Genomic DNA, 15,453 nt, shown 5'->3' on the forward strand with positions numbered 1-15,453 from the left:
CATCATGCTGACTTTGCATACCAAACTGGGGCCGGATGATACGCGCGAACCCGGCGCGCAACTGGTGCTGCCCTACGACCAGCGCGAAAAATGCCGGCTGCGCGCCGTGCTGTCGAACGGCGACGACGTGGCCGTGTTCACCGTGCGCGGCACGGTGCTGCGCGACGGCGAGCGCATGACGGGACCCGGCGGGCAGGTGGTGCGCATCGTCGCCGCGCGCGAACCGACCTACCTGGTGCGGTGCGCCGACGCGCACACCTTGCTGCGCTGCGCCTTTCACCTGGGGAACCGCCACACGCAGGCGCAGGTGGGCGACGGTTTCTTGCGCATCCGCAAGGACGTGGTGCTGAAGGAGATGCTGGAAGGCTTGCAGGCGACCGTCACGGAAGAAAGCGCGCCATTCGAGCCGGAGGCGGGCGCGTATGGCGGCGGCCATGGCCACCACGATGGCCATGGCCAGCACTTGCTGGCGCCCGTGCCGCTGCGGCAGAAAATCCACCGTCCCGGCGATGCGCCTGGCGCCGCCTGATGCAGGCCTCGGCCCTGCTGCATCTGCTGCAATTTGCCAGCCCGGCCCTGCCGATCGGCGCCTACAGCTATTCGCAGGGGCTGGAAGCGGCGCTGGAATCGGGCCTGGTGCATGACGCGGCCTCGGCGCGCGGCTGGATCGCCCGGCATCTGGCGCAGGTGGTGGCGCGCTGGGAGGCGCCATTGTGCTGGCGGCTGATGCAGGCGTTCGAGCAGCAGGATCTGTGCGCCGTGCAGCGCTGGAGCGAGCGTTTCATCGCTTCGCGCGACACGGCGGAGTTTCGCGCCGAAACCATCCAGATGGGCTATTCGCTGACCAAGCTCCTGGCCGAACTGGGCGTGGCCGACGGCGTGCTGATCGACATGCTGCAGGGCCAGCCGGAAGTGGCGCTGCCGACCGCATATGCGTGCGCCGTGGCGGCGCTGGCCATTCCGCGCGAGGAGGCGCTGCTGGCCATGCTGTTCGCCTGGGCGGAAAACCAGGTGCTCGTCTGCGTGAAATCCGTGCCGCTAGGGCAGGTGGCGGGCCAGCGCCTGCTGCTGTCGCTACGGCCGGAGCTGGAAGCGGCGGCCCTGACGGCGCAAACCTTGCAGGACGACGAGATGGGCAACTGGGCGCCCGGCCTGTCGCTGCTGTCGATGCGGCACGAAGTGCAATACAGCCGGCTGTACCGTTCCTGAACCATTAATGAGAGAGCAAAAATGACATCGATTACCTCGAATCCGCTGCGCGTGGGCATAGGCGGCCCCGTCGGCTCGGGCAAGACGGCGCTGTGCGAAATGCTGTGCAAGGGCATGCGCGCGCGCTATGACATGGCCGTCATCACGAACGACATCTACACCAAGGAAGACATGGAAATCCTGCTGCGCGCCGATGCCTTGCCGGCCGAGCGCCTGATGGGCGTGGAGACGGGCGGCTGCCCGCACACGGCCATCCGCGAAGATGCGTCGATCAACCTGGAGGCGATCGCGCGCATGCAGGCAGATTTTCCCGACCTCGACTTGATCCTGGTCGAATCGGGCGGCGATAACCTGGCCGCCACCTTCAGTCCGGAATTGTCGGACCTGACCATTTACGTGATCGACGTGGCCGGCGGCGAAAAAATCCCGCGCAAGGGCGGGCCCGGCATCACGCGTTCCGATTTGCTCATTATCAACAAGACGGACCTGGCGCCATATGTGGGCGCCAACCTGGACGTGATGGCGCAGGACGCCAGGCGCATGCGCGGCGAGCGCCCGTTCGTCTTCACCAACCTGCGCAGCGGCGACGGCGTGCAGGTCGTGATCGATTTTATCCGCGAGCAAGGTTTGCTCGACCAACCAGGCAAGGAGCTGCAATGAGCGCAAGACTGATGACGAAAACGGCCGCCGTGGCCGCCCTGTGCCTGCTGGCGCTGCCCGCCGTGGCGCATCCCGGCCATGGCGAGAGCGCCGGCTTCCTGGCTGGCCTGGCCCATCCGTTCACGGGCATCGACCATTTGCTGGCCATGCTGGGCGTGGGTCTCTGGGGCGGCCAGCAGCGGCGCGGCCTGGCGCAACCGGGCACCTTTCTCGGCATGATGTTGCTGGGCGCGCTGGCCGGCATGGTCGGCTTGACCGTGCCCGGGCTGGAAACGGGCATTGCCGCCACGGTGGCGCTGGTGGGGCTGGCCATCGCACTGGCGCTGGCCATGCCGAACTGGCTCGGCATGGGGCTCGTGGGCCTGTTTGCGCTGGCGCATGGCAATGCGCATGGGCAGGAATTGCCGGCCGCGTCGGCCGCCTGCGGCTTCATGCTGGCCTCGGCCACCTTGCTGTTTGCCGGGCGCTTCATGGGCCAGGTGATGGCCGAGCGCATGCTGCGCGTGGCCGGCGTGGCGCTGACGGCCGCCGGTGTGGTACTGATGGGAATGAATTAGGCGTCGGGGCGGCGTTCCGACAGCACGATGGGCGCCGCGTTTTCAGGGTGCAAGCCCTGGTGCCCTGCATACACGGCGGCGATGGCCGCCATGTCGGCATCCTTGTCGCCCGTCAAGTCGATGTGGTCGACGACGCCCAGCACCTTGTTCGGATAGTCGATGTAGACCAGCAGCAGCGGCACCTTGGCGGCCAGCGCCAAGTGATAAAAGCCGCTCTTCCAGTTCGGGCGGTAGCTGCGCGTCGCTTCCGGCGTGATGGCCAGCCAGTACCAGTCGGCGGCCAGCATGCGCTCGGCCTGGCGGCCGATGGTGCCGCTGGTGGTGCTACGGTCGACGGGCTCGCCGCCGAGGTAGCGCAGCACCTTGCCCAGCGGGCCGCGGAACAGCGAATCCTTCGCCAGCCAGCGGAATGGCAGGGCCAGCGCCCATTTGCCGAACAGGCCCACCATGAAATCCCAGTTCGACGTGTGCGGGTAGACGACGGCGATGCCGCGCGGACCCGGCAGGGGGCGAAAGCGCATGCGCCAGCCGAACAGGTGCAGCACGCGCAGCGCGCAGCGCTGGTGCCAGGTCGGCAAGTCGCCCGCTTGTACAAATAAGTCGTTCATGGATACCCTCTACTATGTGCGTGTCTCTGTTCTTATAAGATGGCGCTGATGGTGATGTTGCTTGAAGCAAAAAATCTGCGCAGGCATTCTATACGGGGCTGGCGGTGGCGACAAGCAGCGAAGGCCGCTATCCATGCGGTGCCGGGGCTGTTGGTGCTGCCATTTTAGCCATGTTTGTGGCGAATGCCGGGCACTAACCGCGGGGGATGTGGTCAAAATGTGATGCAGTGTTGATCCACCCGACATGGAGCCGTGGCATGAAAAACAACATCGATATGGTAAATGGGGACAATGTCAGATCGGACAAGGCGATGGCCGAACTGGTCGAGCGCGGCGTTGCCTTTCATCACACCTTGGGCAGGACGGTGGCGACGGCCTATTTGCGTGAACACGCGGTGCCGGTCGACGTGATACACCGCGTCTTCAGCAGCGTGCAGGCGCGCCGCCCGGCAAGGCCGGCGCGGCGCCGATGGCGTTGAGCGGCTAGCCGCATGCCATGCAAGAAATGTTGAAATAACGACAGACAGCGGAATTGACGCTGGCGTACGGCGGCGGGCGCTACGATAGTGACGCATGATTGCGTGGGTATCGTTGTGCCCGCCATCAGGGGAGCGCAGGCACCGCCGTCAGGAGGCGCCTGCGCTGCCGCGAGTGGTGACGGGCCGCCCGGCCAGGTGCTCAGGCCATCCAGGCCAGTCACTCGGGCCAGTCGCTCAGGCCATTCAGGCCACGCACTCAGGCCAGTGCGGGATAATCCGTGTAGCCGGCAGCATCGGGGGCGTACAGGGTTTCCGCGTTCAGCGGATTGAGCGGCGCGTCGCTGTGCAAGCGGATCGGCAAGTCCGGGTTGGCGATGAACCACAGGCCAAAGGCGACGGCATCGGCTTCGCCGGCCGCCAGCAGGGCTTCGGCGGCGGCCTTGTCCATTTTCTCATTGGCAATGTAGACGCCGCCGAATTGCTGTTTCAGGTAAGGGCCCAGGCGGTCTTCGCCGAGCGCTTCGCGCGCGCAGATGAAGGCGATGCCGCGCTTGCCCAGCTCGCGCGCCACATAGCCGAAGGTGGCGCGCGGGTCGGAGTCGCCCATGTCGTGCGCATCGCGGCGCGGCGCCAGATGCATGCCGACCCTGTCGGCGCCCCATACCTCGATGCAGGCGTCCGTCACTTCCAGCATCAGGCGGGCGCGGTTTTCAATCGAGCCGCCATAGTTGTCGGTGCGCAAGTTGGTGCTGTCTTGCAGGAACTGGTCGAGCAGGTAACCGTTGGCGCCATGGATTTCCACGCCGTCGAAGCCCGCTTTTTTCGCGTTGACGGCGCCCTGGCGGTAGGCGGCCACGATGCCGGGAATCTCGTCCGTTTCGAGCGCGCGCGGCGTGACGAATTCCTGTTTCGGCCGCACCAGGCTCACGTGGCCGGCCGGCTTGACGGCGCTGGGCGCCACGGGCAGGTCGCCGTCCAGGAAGATCGGGGCGGAAATGCGGCCCACATGCCACAGCTGCAGCACGATCAGGCCGCCGGCGTCATGCACCGCTTTGGTGATATGTTTCCAGCCTTCCACCTGTTCATCGGACCAGATGCCGGGCGTATCCGCATAGCCGACGCCCTGCGGCGTGACGGCCGTCGCTTCCGAGATGATCATGCCGGCCGTGGCGCGCTGCGTGTAGTACTCGGCCATGAGGGCGTTGGGCACGCGGCCCGGGTTGCCGGCGCGCGAACGCGTGAGCGGCGCCATGATGATGCGGTTTTTCAGTTGCAGGCTGCCAATGGTGATGGGGTCGAATAAAGTTGCCATGATTGTTATTTCCTTGAGGTTGCCGGTCAGGCGTCAGAGTGGATGTGGCGTAGGGTATTGCTTGCTTATAAACCTTGATGCATATGGTCGAGAAAGGCCTGGATGGTTGCTTCATTGCGGCTGAAAAAACTCCATTGGCCGACTTTCCTGACTGAAATCAGGTCAGCCTTTTGCAAGGTGGCCAGGTGTGCCGAGACCGTCGATTGCGACAGGCCCACGCGGCGGTCGATCAGTCCGGCACAGATGCCGAAGTCGAGCGGATGCTCCTGCTCGCCGAAATACTGCTCGGGCTCCTTCAGCCATTGCAGGATCTGCCGCCGCACGGGATTGGCCAGCGCCTTGTGGATGGCGTCGATGTCCATGCTGATACTCCTGGTGGTTTAATTCGCCTTTCAGCGATGTATATATCGTATTTTTCAAATTCCAATATCGTAATATTACGATATAAATGGACAGCGTGCTGGCGGTGCGCGTTTTTGCCGCTTCAGGCGGGCTGGGAAGTGCGCTGCAGCACGGCGGGTCCGGTGAGCACGATGCGCACCAGATCCACCTGGCGCTGGGCGCCGGCCTTGGCGGTGGCGCTCTTGATCTGCGTGCGCGCCGTGTGGATGGAAATTTGCTGGCGTTCGGCATATTCCTGCAAGGAATAGCCGTTGACCAGCGCTTCCGTCAGGCGTGCCTCGGCCATGGTCATGCCATAGAAATTGCGCAGGGTGGCCGCGAGGGACGTGATCAAGTCATTGGTATCGCTGAGGAAGACGGCAATCGCGCTGGCCGAGCCAAACGGGCTGTGCCAGGAGGGCAGGGGCGTGATGCGCAGGCGCAGCCGCTCGCCGGCCAGGCCGCTCAGGTTCAGCACGCCACCGGGGCCACCGGCGGCGGCGCTGCCCGTTTGCGCGGCGTCGTGCAGCAGGCGCCGCAGCGAACCGTTATCCGCTTCGCGCGGGCAATACAGGGGGGCGCCTTCGCGCAATTGCAGCAAACGCGTCGCGGCCGTCATGGCCAGTGCCCGTTCGTTGGCGTACAGCAGCAGCGACGAGGCATCGAGCAGCAGCACGCCGAACGGCAGCAGTTCCAGCACCTGCGTGGAACTCTGGGACAGCATTTCCAGGCGGCGCAGCTTGCGCTGCAGGGCGAAGGCCGTTTGCAGGTGCGGCATCAGGCTGGCGATCAGCGCCAGCTCGTCGGCGTCATACGCGCCCGCCCTTTCGGCGCGCACGACGGTGACATTCGTCGAGCGCTCGGCGCGCAGCTCGACGACGGCCGCCGCCGTGTAGAAAATGTCTTGCGGGCGCAGCCAGTCCGTCCAGTATTCCGTCTTTTTCAGGCAGTGATCGGGAAACAGCATGGAGCCGGTGACGACGGCCCCTTCCCGGTGCAGGCTGGCGTCTTCCAGCCAGACATTGCGCGCGCCGTAATAGCTGGCAAAGCTGGCCATGGCTTGCGACTCGAAGCCGTAGGTGGCGGACAGGCCGCTGCCCGGCAACTGCACGTCGACCGAGCGGTTGCTGAAATCATTGGCCCAGATCAAGCCCGCATGCGATTGCAGTTGCTGCGCAAAGGCGGCGAGGAATGCCGGCCAGGCGCCATGCCGCATGGCCGCCTCGTAAATCAGGGTGATCAGCGCCTGGCTGGCGGCGGGGAGCGATGGCGTCATTGACGATCCTCATGGCGGCAAGCGATGGGTAATGCACGGGAAACGGGGGCTGCGCGGAGGCGGCCGCAATGGCCATCCCCGTCCTGCCATCGTGTTCAGCGCGCTTCCAGCCAGCTTTTGCCGCCGGAGGTGCAGCTGCTGAGACTAGCGTACTGGCTGACATAGCTGTAACCGCTGCCGCAGCCCCCTTCGCCGGATTTGACGGGGCCGTAGCAAGCGCCTTCATAGCTGAGCTTACCATTGACCGACGTGCTTTTGACACAGAAATTGTAGTTGCTTGCCGTGCTGTTGTTGGGCAAGGTCGGGCCATTGTTTTGTCCGCAACCGAGTTCCTTGCTCACGGAGCGCGCGTAGTCGACCATCTTCTTGTAGGTGCTGTTGTAGTAATTGTCGGCCGTGGTTTTTTGTCCCTGTTTGCAGGCGGCAATCACGCTATCGTAGCCGGAGTCGGCCTGGGCATAGTTGCCCGACACTTGAATGCCGCAGGCGCTGGCCTGGCTGCGTTCCGAGTCGCTGATCAGGTTGCTGTACTGGCAGCTTGCCGACGTGCCGCCACTGCTGCCGGCGTTGCTGGAACCGCTGCCCGAGCCGCTGTCTGCGCTGCCGCCGCCACCGCAGGCGGACAGCAGTGTGCAGCTTGCCAAGGCGACGGCAAGCATGGATGGATGTGTTTTCATGATTTCCCCTGTGGACTGTGACTTGCCACCATCGTGTCTGGTGGTATCTTTTTTATTGCTACAAGGAATTGTATCGAGCATGTTTTCAGGAAACATCACCCATTTGGGGTATGCCCGTGGCGGGCGGGGGACGGCGCGGATGGCCGTCCCGGCAGGAATCAGGCGAAGTGGAACAGCAGCAGGGCGATGACGGCAGGCACCGTCTGCAGGTAGAGGATGCGCGTCATGACGGTGGCCGCGCCCCATAGTCCCGCCACGGCGATGCAGGCGAGGCCGAAGACGGTGAAGGCATGGGCGATGGCGTCATCCGGGTAAAAGAAGCCCAGCGCCAGGGCGGCCACGAGGAAGCCGTTGTAGCAGCCCTGGTTGGACATGGCGGGGCGCACGATCTCCGCTTTTTCCTTGCTGAGACCAAATACCTTGCGCCCGCGTGTATCGAACAGCACGGTTTCGAGCAGCACGATATACACGTGCAGCAGCAGAATGATGGCGGTGAGGGCCTGGGCCAGTAGTAGCATCGTTGCTCCTGATAGTGGGTGGGTGCTGCCATTATCCTGCCGATGCCATGGTTTTTCGCTATTTTCGATTAGAGCGCAGGCACTAGCGATAGTGTGCTTCCGGCAAGAGTTTCCGCCCGATGGTATACTTTTCCTTTTGCTCCTGTGGGGACGACCCCGCTCGATGACGGGGCTCATGGCGGGGACGACCCTGCCGCCTCAGGAGGGTAGTATGGCGTGGATAATCTTGGTCCTGGCGGGCTTGCTGGAAATCGGCTGGGCCATCGGCCTCAAATACAGCGCCGGCTTTACCCGCCTCGTGCCATCCGTGCTGACGGCCATCTCCATGGTGGGCAGCGTGGTGATGCTGGGCCTGGCGCTACGCACCTTGCCGCTGGGTACGGCGTATGCGATCTGGACGGGCATCGGCACCGTCGGCACGGCCATTTTCGGCATCATGGTGCTGGGCGAGCCGGCCAGCGCCGCGCGCATCGCCTGTATCGCGCTGATCGTCTCGGGCATCCTCGGCTTGAAGCTGCTGAGCCCGCAGTAAGTTTTTTGACGCGCCCTGCGCCGTTGCGCCGCCCTGAACGAACAGGCGGCGAGCGGGCAGGGCGTTGTTGTATCTGCCATCTTTGAAAGGACTATCGCATGAGCCTAGCCATGACCTATTTCTACCTGGCCATCGCCATCATCGCCGAAGTCATCGCCACCAGCGCGTTGAAGGCATCCGAGGGTTTCAGCCGACTCGTGCCCAGCATCATCACCGTGGTCGGCTATGCCATCGCCTTCTGGTGCCTGTCGCTGACCTTGAAGGTCATTCCTACCGGCATCGTGTACGCGATTTGGTCGGGCGTGGGCATCGTGCTCATTTCCGCCGTCGGCTGGTTCTGGTTCAAGCAAAGCCTGGACACGCCGGCGTTGATCGGCCTGGGGCTGATCATTGCCGGCGTGCTGGTGATTAATCTGTTTTCCAAGTCGGTCGGGCATTAGCGCGCCAGGCATCGGCTGCTGCGCGTCGCGATTTGCGGCCTCCGATGCTCACTGACTCGGCGTCCCCGTGCATGCGCACAGTTCCGCTTCTCGGGCCAGCGGGCGCGCCGAGCCTCACTGCCGCTCGCTACGGCTTTGTCGGGTGCCGTACAGCATTCAAAAACTGCTGGCCACGCGCGCCAGGTAATACCACTCGGCATTCGCTGCCGCATTGACGTCGGGGAACAGGATGTAGGCGTCGAATTCGGCCGTCACCGGCGTGCCGTCGGCGCGCACGCCGATCTGGTCGCCCTGTTTCACCTTGTCAAAGCTGGACCAGATCTTGATGAAGCGGTCGTCCGCGTGCAGCTTGTCGTGCACGACGACCATGTTCAGCGCTTCCATGTCGGCGTCGGCGATGGCTTCCGGTTGTGGTGCATCAATGAAGCCGAGGAAGGCCAGCGTATTCTTGATGGCGCGGTAAGCGACGTCCGGCGCGGCCGGGTCCGCGTGCTGGCCGCATTCCAGGGTCAAGGCGTAGCCGCCCGTCGAGCGCATGTATTCGGTGGTGCCCACGCCATAGCGCAAGACCATGCCCACCTGGTCGCTGCTGCCCATGCGGCGTTGCACGCCCGAGCCATAGGTTTGCAGCCAGCCATCGACGAAGCGGCGCACGCCCAGGCGACGCGCCAGCGCGCGTTCTTTTTCCTCGTGCTGGAACGGTTGCAGCGGGCCATCGTTGTTGCGCGGACCCACCATCACGAAAGGCTGGCTGTCGGCATTGAACGAGTGCAAGTCCAGCAGCACGTCGTGCTGGCCCAGCAAGGGGCACAGCCAATTGGCGATGCGGTCTTCGAAATCCTGTGGATTGTCGTTCGGGAACAGATTGCGGTTCAGGTTGCGGTCGCCGCTGCGCACGCCCTTGGCGTAGGCGAGCGGGTTGGTGATGGGCACGAAGGTGACGCTGCCGGCCACGATGGAGAGGGCGCCGCTGTCGAGTTCAGCCATCACGCGTTCGATGCCTTTGGTGCCGCAGGTTTCATTGCCGTGCACGGCGCCCGTGACGATCAGGCGCGGGCCGCTGCCCTGGCCCGTGTAGTTGATGGACTTGAAGTGGAGTGCGCTGCTCATGCTGGACATATCCTATGCTGTTGCGGGAAGGGGAAGCGGGGTCGGCATATTTTAGCGGGATTCGCCGTGGCCGCCTGTAAAAAGTTGGCCATGGCAGCGTGCGGCGTGGCATGATCGGCGCCACCGTTGTTTTCCCTTGCTGATATTCATGTCGACTTCCCTGCATTCCTCCCGCCTGGCCGGCCTCGACACCTTGCGCGCGCTGGCCATCGTGCTGGTCTTCATGAACCATTATTTGCTGTTCGTCAGCGATGGCGGCGCGTTTGGTTTCTGGGGAGAAATCGGCTGGACGGGCGTGGACCTGTTCTTTGCCCTCAGCGGCTTTCTGATCGGTAACCAGATCTTTGCCGCCCTGCGCAGCGCGCATGGTTTTTCCTTGCCGCACTTTTATGCGCGGCGCTTCCTGCGCACCTTGCCCAGCTTCTATGCCGTGCTGGCGCTGTATTATTTGTGGCCCGCGTTCCGCGGCGACAGCGCGCTGCTGCCGCTGTGGAAATTCCTCACCTTTACGCAAAACATCAACCTGACGCCGGGCACGGCGTTTTCGCATGCGTGGTCCTTGTGCGTGGAAGAGCAGTTCTATGTCTTGCTGCCGGCCGTGGCCCTGGCTGTCGCCGCCTGCCGCCGGTCCTTGCTGTGGGCGTGGCTGGCCGTGGCCGCCAGTTTGATTGCCGGCATGCTGGTGCGCGCGTATTTATGGGATGAGTATGTGCAAGTGCCGCGCGGCGGCCTCGGTTATTACAAGTATATCTACTATGCCTCGTGGTGCCGTTTCGACGAGCTGGTGGCGGGCGTGGCGCTGGCGCTGCTGAAGAACCACCATCCTGCCGCCTGGTCGCGCCTCATTTCCTATGGCAACCGCACTCTGCTGGCAGGGATGGCCGCTACGGCGCTGATGTTTTATGTGTTTCTCACCGATCACTATGGCTATTGGGTGACGGTGTTCGGCTATCCGGCCCTGGCGGCCAGTTTCACCTTGCTGCTGATCGCCGCCTTGAGCCCGGGCAGCGTGCTGTACAAAGTGCGCGTGCCGGGCGCGGCCAGCCTGGCCTTGTGGTCGTATGCGATTTATTTGCTGCACAAGCAGCTGTGCATCCTGCTGCGGCCCCTGTTGCAGGATATGGGCTACGGGCCGGACAGCGTGCCGGCCATGCTGGCGATGATTGCTTTCAGCATCGCCTCGGGCTGGCTCCTGTATCTATTGGTGGAAACGCCGTTCATGCGCTTGCGGGCGCGCTATGTTCCCGCCAATCACGCCTGACTGCAAATCGCTCGCTACATGTCGATCACGTCGAGTCCCCGTGGCGTGCCGACCAGCAATTCCAGGATGGCGTGCACGCGCAGATTCGTTTCCTCGTGCTGCGTGTCCTGGATCAGCTTGCGCAAGCCGGGCACGGCTTCCGTGATGTGCGCGCTGGCGTAGGCCTGGATCAACAGCAGGACCAGGTCCGTGGCGCCCGCGCCGGGCTGGCGCCGCAGCCGCTCGTGGATCACGCCCAGCAGCGCGCGCTGCATGCGCGGCGTGGGATTCGTGATGTAGGCGAACACGCTCGGCGTGTTGGCGATGGCCGCGCACAGGCGCCGTTCCATGTCGTCGGGCTTCACGTCGGAAGCGATATCGAAGTACGCGGCATTCCAGCGCGTGCGCGCATACGGGTGGCCGGGCGGGAAGGAGTCGGCCGTTTCGAAACCGCAGATGCGGCTCAGGGTTTTCAGCCAGGCTAATAGGGTGGAGTTCATGCCGCGATTTTAGCGGCATTCCATGCGCGCCGGGCCGTATGCTTTTGCTTGCCTATATAAAGGGGGCTGACGCCCGGGAGGCGAATGAAAAACAGATTAAAGTTTCCTGTAAAACAGCCCTTGTCATTCTGGGAAAGCCTCTCTATAATGCTGGTCTTCGGGGCGGTTAGTTCAGCTGGTTAGAATACTTGGTCGACATCCAAGGGGTCGGGGATTCGAATTCCTCACCGCCCACCAGAATTTGGCAGTAGATGGTTTTTTAAGCTGGCGCAAGCCGCAAGCGGTCATTTGAAATAAAATGATCAACAAAAGTTTTACGGGCGGTTAGTTCAGCTGGTTAGAATACTTGGTCGACATCCAAGGGGTCGGGGATTCGAATTCCTCACCGCCCACCAGAATGCAGTTAGAGAGAAAGGTAAAACCGGTTATGACACCGCGAACTACTACCAAGCTTTGGGAGTGACGCTAGTCGAACGGGTTTCCTTTGTCTCAAGAAAGTGAAAAACGCGGCTAGTCCGCGTTTTTTTGCGTCTGCGTTTTCCTTTCAGTTTTTCAGTCCACACCATTCATTGCAGTTTTACCTGGCGCCAGCGCCGATATGGAGATCAATATGCTTACAATCCGACTTCCCGATGGTTCCGCCCGTCAATTCGACGGTCCGGTCACCGTGGCCCAGGTTGCGGCCAATATTGGTACCGGCCTGGCCAAGGCTGCCCTGGCCGGCAAGGTCGACGGCAAGCTGGTCGACACTTCCTATCTGATCGAGCAGGACGCGGAGCTGGCGATCGTCACGGACAAGGATGCCGATGGCCTGGAAGTGATCCGCCACTCGACGGCCCATTTGCTGGCATATGCCGTCAAGGAATTGTTCCCGGACGCGCAAGTGACCATCGGTCCCGTGATCGACAACGGTTTCTATTACGATTTCGCCTACAAGCGCCCGTTTACGCCGGAAGATCTGGTGGCGATCGAAAAGAAAATGGCCGAACTGGCCAAGAAGGACGAGCAGGTCACGCGCAAGGTCGTGGCGCGTGACGAAGCCATCGACTACTTCAAGGGCATCGGCGAAGCGTACAAGGCTGAACTGATCGGCTCGATTCCGGCCGACCAGGAAGTGTCGCTGTATTCCGAAGGCAAGTTCACGGACTTGTGCCGCGGCCCCCACGTGCCATCGACGGGCAAGCTGAAAGTGTTCAAGCTGATGAAGCTGGCCGGCGCCTACTGGCGCGGCGACTCGAAAAACGAGATGCTGCAGCGTATCTATGGCACGGCCTGGGCCAAGAAGGAAGACCAGGAACTGTATTTGCACAACCTGGAAGAGGCGGAAAAGCGCGACCACCGCAAGCTGGGCAAGCAGCTCGATTTCTTCCATTTCCAGGAGGAAGCGCCGGGCCTGATCTTCTGGCACCCGAAAGGCTGGTCGATCTGGCAACAGGTTGAGCAATACATGCGCAATGTCTACCAGGTTAACGGCTATCAGGAAGTCAAGGCGCCGCAAATCCTCGACCGCGGCCTGTGGGAAAAGACCGGCCACTGGGATAACTACCGTGAAAACATGTTTATCACGGAATCGGAAAACCGCGCCTACGCGCTGAAGCCGATGAATTGCCCTGGCCATATCCAGATTTTCAACAACGGCATGCGCAGCTACCGCGACCTGCCTTTGCGCTACGGCGAATTCGGCCAATGCCACCGCAATGAGCCGTCGGGTGCCTTGCACGGCATGATGCGCGTGCGCGGCTTTACGCAGGATGATGGCCACATCTTCTGCCTGGAAGAGCAGATTGCCGGCGAAGTGACGGCTTTCCACCAGCAGGCGATGGATGTGTACACGGCGTTCGGCTTCACGAATATCGACGTGAAACTGGCCTTGCGTCCCGATAACCGCATCGGCACGGAAGAGTCGTGGGATTTCGCCGAGGAATCCTTGCGTTCGGCCCTGCGCGCCTGCGGCGTGGAATGGACGGAGTTGCCAGGCGAGGGCGCGTTCTACGGTCCGAAGATCGAATACCATCTGAAGGATAGCCTGGGCCGCGCATGGCAGGTGGGTACCGTGCAGATCGACCCGTCGATGCCGGGCCGCCTCGGTGCCGAATACGTGGCCGTGGACAACACGCGCCAGGTGCCGATCATGCTGCACCGCGCGATCGTCGGTTCGCTGGAACGTTTCATCGGCATCCTGATCGAACACTATGCGGGCGCGATGCCGTTGTGGTTGTCGCCGGTACAAGTGTCGGTGTTGAATATTTCCGACGCTCAAGCTGATTATGTACAAGAAGTAACAACAAAACTGCGCAAAGCGGGGCTGCGCGTACAGGCTGATTTGCGTAACGAGAAGATTACCTATAAAATACGTGAACATTCCGTACAAAAATTGCCTTACATCTTAGTAATTGGCGACAAAGAGCGGGATGCCAATACAGTGGCCGTGCGGGCGCGGGGCAATGTCGATCTGGGCGTCATGTCCGTCGATGCCCTGATAGAGCGACTCAAACATGAAGTCGACACCAAGGCCTGACGAGGAAACTCGCTGCACGACCGTCTTACAAGATTTTTAAAGGAAATTACAATAGCTACTGACAAGTCACATCGCATCAATGGCGAAATCACTGCCCCTGAAATGCGTTTAAGCGGGGTCGATAACGAGCCACTCGGTATCGTAAGTTTGGCTGAAGCCTTCCGCCTGGCGGAAGAGGCAAACGTCGACCTGGTGGAAATTGCGCCTACCGCGCAGCCACCGGTCTGCCGTTTGATGGACTACGGCAAATTTAAGTATTCGGAGCAAAAGAAAGCTCACGAAGCCAAATTGAAGCAAAAGATCATCCTCGTGAAGGAAGTCAAATTCCGTCCGGGGACTGATGATGGTGACTACAATATCAAGTTGCGTAATCTCATCAAGTTCCTCGAGGATGGCGATAAAACCAAAATCACGCTGCGTTTCCGCGGCCGTGAGATGGCGCATCAGGATATTGGCTTCCGCATGCTGGAACGTCTGAAAGCGGATCTGGAGCCGTACGGCCAGGTCGAGCAGTTCCCGAAGATGGAAGGCCGCCAAATGATCATGGTTCTTTCGCCTAAGAAGAAGAAGTAAGCTACAATAGCGTTTTACTGTGGATCGACGTGGTTTGTGCCAGCATAGGCGCGACACCAGATTCCAGGCAGAATTTGCGCGGCCCGGCCAGTCATGTCCGGGCCGCGTGAACTGTAGCGGACTCGCATCCGCTGCACAACATGTGAAAGCAGGCATCTAAGCGCAGCGTCGTGCTGCCACCTGCAATCCTGTTATAAATGGAGCTGTCCGTAAGAGGACAGATTGCTATGCCTAAAATGAAGACCAAAAGCTCCGCGAAAAAACGTTTTCGCGTGCGTCCAGGTGGAACAGTCAAGTCGGGTCACGCGTTCAAACGCCACATCCTGACCAAGAAAACCACCAAAAACAAACGTCAGTTGCGCGGTACCCGTAACATCAACGCATCGGATGTCACATCCGTCATGCGCATGATGCCGACTGCTTAATCTCACACTCAATTTAAGGAGTTACTATGCCTAGAGTAAAACGTGGGGTTACAGCTCGTGCCCGTCATAAGAAGATTCTTGTTCAAGCTAAAGGCTACCGTGGTCGCCGCAGCCGTGTATACCGTGTTGCCAAGCAAGCAGTTATGCGCGCTGGCCAATACGCTTACCGCGATCGCCGCAACAAGAAACGCGTTTTCCGCCGCCTGTGGATCGCCCGTATCAACGCCGCTTCCCGTGAGCATGGCGTAACGTACAGCGTATTCATGAACGGCTTGAAAAAAGCAAATATCGAACTGGACCGTAAAGTCCTGGCCGATATGGCTGTGATGGACAAGCCAGCATTCGCTGCGATTGTCAACGCAGTTAAAGCAAAAATCGCTGCGTAAGCATCGGTCATTGCACAACGTCATCCGTAGGGTGACGTAATAAAGAGCGGGG

Annotated in this window: 20 protein-coding genes and 2 tRNA genes; 14 read left to right on the plus strand and 8 right to left on the minus strand. The window is 61.5% G+C overall.

Annotation, left to right across the window (positions count from 1 at the left end):
* Positions 1 to 4 precede the first annotated feature (4 nt).
* The 4 genes from ureE to YQ44_RS08880 are packed head-to-tail and all read left to right on the plus strand — an operon-like array spanning position 5 to position 2,426.
* Positions 5 to 529: an urease accessory protein UreE gene (ureE, locus tag YQ44_RS08865; protein ID WP_071323064.1), complete on the plus strand. Its 525-nt coding sequence runs from the start codon at positions 5 to 7 to the stop codon at positions 527 to 529.
* A complete protein-coding gene (locus YQ44_RS08870) occupies positions 529 to 1,209 on the plus strand; it encodes an urease accessory protein UreF (protein WP_071323065.1) in 681 nt (226 codons plus the stop codon). The genes ureE and YQ44_RS08870 overlap by 1 nt, the downstream gene beginning before the upstream one ends.
* Positions 1,210 to 1,230: 21 nt before the next feature.
* Positions 1,231 to 1,869 (plus strand): urease accessory protein UreG, encoded by a 639-nt coding sequence (ureG, locus tag YQ44_RS08875; RefSeq protein WP_071323066.1) that lies wholly within the window; start codon positions 1,231 to 1,233, stop codon positions 1,867 to 1,869.
* A complete protein-coding gene (locus YQ44_RS08880) occupies positions 1,866 to 2,426 on the plus strand; it encodes a HupE/UreJ family protein (RefSeq protein WP_232251197.1) in 561 nt (186 codons plus the stop codon). The genes ureG and YQ44_RS08880 overlap by 4 nt, the downstream gene beginning before the upstream one ends.
* Here YQ44_RS08880 and YQ44_RS08885 read toward each other — a convergent pair.
* Positions 2,423 to 3,034 (minus strand): 1-acyl-sn-glycerol-3-phosphate acyltransferase, encoded by a 612-nt coding sequence (locus tag YQ44_RS08885; protein WP_071323068.1) that lies wholly within the window; start codon positions 3,032 to 3,034, stop codon positions 2,423 to 2,425. The genes YQ44_RS08880 and YQ44_RS08885 overlap by 4 nt on opposite strands.
* A gap of 257 nt (positions 3,035 to 3,291) precedes the next feature.
* Here YQ44_RS08885 and YQ44_RS08890 point away from each other — a divergent pair, with 257 nt between their 5' ends.
* Positions 3,292 to 3,513 (plus strand): hypothetical protein, encoded by a 222-nt coding sequence (locus YQ44_RS08890; RefSeq protein ID WP_071323069.1) that lies wholly within the window; start codon positions 3,292 to 3,294, stop codon positions 3,511 to 3,513.
* A gap of 256 nt (positions 3,514 to 3,769) precedes the next feature.
* On the opposite strand, the gene YQ44_RS08895 is transcribed toward YQ44_RS08890, so the two are convergent.
* The 5 genes from YQ44_RS08895 to YQ44_RS08915 all read right to left on the minus strand — a co-directional run bounded on the left by YQ44_RS08895 (position 3,770) and on the right by YQ44_RS08915 (position 7,677).
* Complete coding sequence (locus YQ44_RS08895) at positions 3,770 to 4,825, minus strand: alkene reductase (RefSeq protein ID WP_071323070.1); 1,056 nt, start codon at positions 4,823 to 4,825, stop codon at positions 3,770 to 3,772.
* A gap of 65 nt (positions 4,826 to 4,890) precedes the next feature.
* The gene (locus tag YQ44_RS08900; RefSeq protein ID WP_269466320.1) at positions 4,891 to 5,187 is read right to left on the minus strand and encodes an ArsR/SmtB family transcription factor; all 297 of its coding nucleotides are present in this window, start codon (positions 5,185 to 5,187) and stop codon (positions 4,891 to 4,893) included.
* A 122-nt stretch (positions 5,188 to 5,309) separates the two neighbouring features.
* Positions 5,310 to 6,482 carry a helix-turn-helix transcriptional regulator gene (locus YQ44_RS08905; RefSeq protein WP_071323072.1) on the minus strand — a complete coding sequence of 391 codons (1,173 nt, stop codon included), beginning with the start codon at positions 6,480 to 6,482 and terminating at the stop codon, positions 5,310 to 5,312.
* Between the two features lie 95 nt (positions 6,483 to 6,577).
* Positions 6,578 to 7,159 carry a hypothetical protein gene (locus YQ44_RS08910; protein ID WP_156894743.1) on the minus strand — a complete coding sequence of 194 codons (582 nt, stop codon included), beginning with the start codon at positions 7,157 to 7,159 and terminating at the stop codon, positions 6,578 to 6,580.
* Between the two features lie 158 nt (positions 7,160 to 7,317).
* On the minus strand, positions 7,318 to 7,677 hold the full coding sequence (locus tag YQ44_RS08915) for a DUF1304 domain-containing protein (RefSeq protein ID WP_071323074.1): 360 nt from the start codon (positions 7,675 to 7,677) through the stop codon (positions 7,318 to 7,320).
* 211 nt (positions 7,678 to 7,888) lie between these two features.
* Between YQ44_RS08915 and sugE the strand changes: the two genes are divergently transcribed.
* Positions 7,889 to 8,209 carry a quaternary ammonium compound efflux SMR transporter SugE gene (gene sugE, locus YQ44_RS08920; RefSeq protein ID WP_071323075.1) on the plus strand — a complete coding sequence of 107 codons (321 nt, stop codon included), beginning with the start codon at positions 7,889 to 7,891 and terminating at the stop codon, positions 8,207 to 8,209.
* 110 nt (positions 8,210 to 8,319) lie between these two features.
* Positions 8,320 to 8,649 carry an SMR family transporter gene (locus tag YQ44_RS08925; protein WP_071323076.1) on the plus strand — a complete coding sequence of 110 codons (330 nt, stop codon included), beginning with the start codon at positions 8,320 to 8,322 and terminating at the stop codon, positions 8,647 to 8,649.
* Positions 8,650 to 8,805: 156 nt separating this feature from the next.
* Here YQ44_RS08925 and YQ44_RS08930 read toward each other — a convergent pair whose 3' ends face one another.
* Entirely contained in the window at positions 8,806 to 9,768 is a 963-nt protein-coding gene (locus tag YQ44_RS08930) for a succinylglutamate desuccinylase/aspartoacylase domain-containing protein (protein ID WP_083411719.1), read from the minus strand.
* 139 nt (positions 9,769 to 9,907) lie between these two features.
* On the opposite strand from YQ44_RS08930, the gene YQ44_RS08935 reads away from it, so the two are divergent.
* The gene (locus tag YQ44_RS08935) at positions 9,908 to 11,020 is read left to right on the plus strand and encodes an acyltransferase family protein (RefSeq protein ID WP_071326352.1); all 1,113 of its coding nucleotides are present in this window, start codon (positions 9,908 to 9,910) and stop codon (positions 11,018 to 11,020) included.
* A 14-nt stretch (positions 11,021 to 11,034) separates the two neighbouring features.
* Here the strand turns inward: YQ44_RS08935 and YQ44_RS08940 are convergent, their stop codons facing one another.
* Positions 11,035 to 11,499, minus strand: coding sequence for a hypothetical protein (locus YQ44_RS08940; protein WP_071323078.1), 465 nt, complete (start codon positions 11,497 to 11,499; stop codon positions 11,035 to 11,037).
* Positions 11,500 to 11,659: 160 nt separating this feature from the next.
* On the opposite strand from YQ44_RS08940, the gene YQ44_RS08945 reads away from it, so the two are divergent.
* The 6 genes from YQ44_RS08945 to rplT all read left to right on the plus strand — a co-directional run bounded on the left by YQ44_RS08945 (position 11,660) and on the right by rplT (position 15,401).
* Positions 11,660 to 11,736: transfer RNA gene (locus tag YQ44_RS08945), tRNA-Val, on the plus strand.
* Between the two features lie 81 nt (positions 11,737 to 11,817).
* Positions 11,818 to 11,894, plus strand: a tRNA-Val gene (locus YQ44_RS08950).
* 215 nt (positions 11,895 to 12,109) lie between these two features.
* Positions 12,110 to 14,017 (plus strand): threonine--tRNA ligase, encoded by a 1,908-nt coding sequence (gene thrS, locus YQ44_RS08955; protein WP_071326353.1) that lies wholly within the window; start codon positions 12,110 to 12,112, stop codon positions 14,015 to 14,017.
* 102 nt (positions 14,018 to 14,119) lie between these two features.
* Positions 14,120 to 14,590, plus strand: a complete 471-nt coding sequence (infC, locus tag YQ44_RS08960; RefSeq protein WP_034751918.1) for a translation initiation factor IF-3 — start codon at positions 14,120 to 14,122, stop codon at positions 14,588 to 14,590.
* A gap of 227 nt (positions 14,591 to 14,817) precedes the next feature.
* Entirely contained in the window at positions 14,818 to 15,015 is a 198-nt protein-coding gene (gene rpmI / locus YQ44_RS28160) for a 50S ribosomal protein L35 (RefSeq protein ID WP_038493025.1), read from the plus strand.
* Positions 15,016 to 15,041: 26 nt separating this feature from the next.
* Complete coding sequence (rplT, locus tag YQ44_RS08965; RefSeq protein ID WP_010399214.1) at positions 15,042 to 15,401, plus strand: 50S ribosomal protein L20; 360 nt, start codon at positions 15,042 to 15,044, stop codon at positions 15,399 to 15,401.
* Positions 15,402 to 15,453 lie beyond the last annotated feature (52 nt).

This window comes from Janthinobacterium sp. 1_2014MBL_MicDiv (genome assembly GCF_001865675.1).
GTDB lineage: Bacteria > Pseudomonadota > Gammaproteobacteria > Burkholderiales > Burkholderiaceae_D > Janthinobacterium.

Coding starts and splice junctions, on each gene's coding strand:
- ureE (WP_071323064.1), top strand. CDS start 5: ATGCTGACTTTGCATACCAAACTGGGGCCGGATGATACGCGCGAACCC.
- YQ44_RS08870 (WP_071323065.1), top strand. CDS start 529: ATGCAGGCCTCGGCCCTGCTGCATCTGCTGCAATTTGCCAGCCCGGCC.
- ureG (WP_071323066.1), top strand. CDS start 1,231: ATGACATCGATTACCTCGAATCCGCTGCGCGTGGGCATAGGCGGCCCC.
- YQ44_RS08880 (WP_232251197.1), top strand. CDS start 1,866: ATGAGCGCAAGACTGATGACGAAAACGGCCGCCGTGGCCGCCCTGTGC.
- YQ44_RS08885 (WP_071323068.1), bottom strand. CDS start 3,034: ATGAACGACTTATTTGTACAAGCGGGCGACTTGCCGACCTGGCACCAG.
- YQ44_RS08890 (WP_071323069.1), top strand. CDS start 3,292: ATGAAAAACAACATCGATATGGTAAATGGGGACAATGTCAGATCGGAC.
- YQ44_RS08895 (WP_071323070.1), bottom strand. CDS start 4,825: ATGGCAACTTTATTCGACCCCATCACCATTGGCAGCCTGCAACTGAAA.
- YQ44_RS08900 (WP_269466320.1), bottom strand. CDS start 5,187: ATGGACATCGACGCCATCCACAAGGCGCTGGCCAATCCCGTGCGGCGG.
- YQ44_RS08905 (WP_071323072.1), bottom strand. CDS start 6,482: ATGACGCCATCGCTCCCCGCCGCCAGCCAGGCGCTGATCACCCTGATT.
- YQ44_RS08910 (WP_156894743.1), bottom strand. CDS start 7,159: ATGAAAACACATCCATCCATGCTTGCCGTCGCCTTGGCAAGCTGCACA.
- YQ44_RS08915 (WP_071323074.1), bottom strand. CDS start 7,677: ATGCTACTACTGGCCCAGGCCCTCACCGCCATCATTCTGCTGCTGCAC.
- sugE (WP_071323075.1), top strand. CDS start 7,889: ATGGCGTGGATAATCTTGGTCCTGGCGGGCTTGCTGGAAATCGGCTGG.
- YQ44_RS08925 (WP_071323076.1), top strand. CDS start 8,320: ATGACCTATTTCTACCTGGCCATCGCCATCATCGCCGAAGTCATCGCC.
- YQ44_RS08930 (WP_083411719.1), bottom strand. CDS start 9,768: ATGTCCAGCATGAGCAGCGCACTCCACTTCAAGTCCATCAACTACACG.
- YQ44_RS08935 (WP_071326352.1), top strand. CDS start 9,908: ATGTCGACTTCCCTGCATTCCTCCCGCCTGGCCGGCCTCGACACCTTG.
- YQ44_RS08940 (WP_071323078.1), bottom strand. CDS start 11,499: ATGAACTCCACCCTATTAGCCTGGCTGAAAACCCTGAGCCGCATCTGC.
- thrS (WP_071326353.1), top strand. CDS start 12,110: ATGCTTACAATCCGACTTCCCGATGGTTCCGCCCGTCAATTCGACGGT.
- infC (WP_034751918.1), top strand. CDS start 14,120: ATGCGTTTAAGCGGGGTCGATAACGAGCCACTCGGTATCGTAAGTTTG.
- rpmI (WP_038493025.1), top strand. CDS start 14,818: ATGCCTAAAATGAAGACCAAAAGCTCCGCGAAAAAACGTTTTCGCGTG.
- rplT (WP_010399214.1), top strand. CDS start 15,042: ATGCCTAGAGTAAAACGTGGGGTTACAGCTCGTGCCCGTCATAAGAAG.